1 pseudogene is annotated in these 747 nt (G+C 46.3%); it reads right to left on the reverse strand.

The annotated features are described in order from the left end of the window. Positions 1-680: pseudogene (locus QUA80_RS13875) on the reverse strand (hypothetical protein); the annotation flags it as partial. Positions 681-747: the final 67 nt, after the last annotated feature.

A 747-nucleotide genomic window follows, 5' to 3' on the forward strand; every position in this document is an offset into this window, starting at 1 on the left:
AATTCACTTAGCCATGCTTGCAAATGACCCAGACTTTGCAGCGTCATCCCTTTGCTGCCGAGAGCAGCGAGATCATAGGGTGCAATTCGCAAAGCAGAATTCAAGGCTGCGAGCGCCTCTGAGTAAGATAGTTTTGCCGCCTCAAATTCACTTAGCCATGCTTGCAAATGACCCAGACTTTGCAGCGCAGTCCCTTTGTTGTTGAGAGCAGCGATATAATCCGGTGCAATAAGTAAAGCAGAATTCAAGGCTGCGAGCGCCTCTGAATAAGATAATTTTGCCGCCTCAAATTCACTTAGCTGTACCTGCAAATCACCCAGAGCTCCCAGCGCAATCCCTTTGTTGTTGAGCGTAGCTTTACTATCGGGAGTTAGAATGAATTCCCGATCGTAAGCTGCAACTGCCTCTAAATATTCCTGTTTTACCTCTGCGTATCGAGCCAACTGAGCATAGTAATTTCCCTCCGATATTGAAATTTTACCAAGCCAAAAATCACTTTTAATCCACAACTCACCTCTAACTGCCAGCAGCGACTCGCATTCCCCGTAACGACTCAGCCGCAACGCTTCATCAAACACCTCTTCCCATTGATCTACACCCGCCTCCCAATCCAAGCGATTAGCATGAAAAATTGCCTCAGCCGCATTCCCCAATTCCCGGTAATGCCCCTCTAATACCATTTTTCTAAAGATGTGCTAGAGATAAAGAATGTAAGATCCAAGACCATCCTGTGAGAAAACCAATGAC

The sequence above is a fragment of the Microcoleus sp. F4-D5 genome (assembly GCF_036704885.1).
Taxonomy (GTDB): domain Bacteria; phylum Cyanobacteriota; class Cyanobacteriia; order Cyanobacteriales; family Microcoleaceae; genus Microcoleus.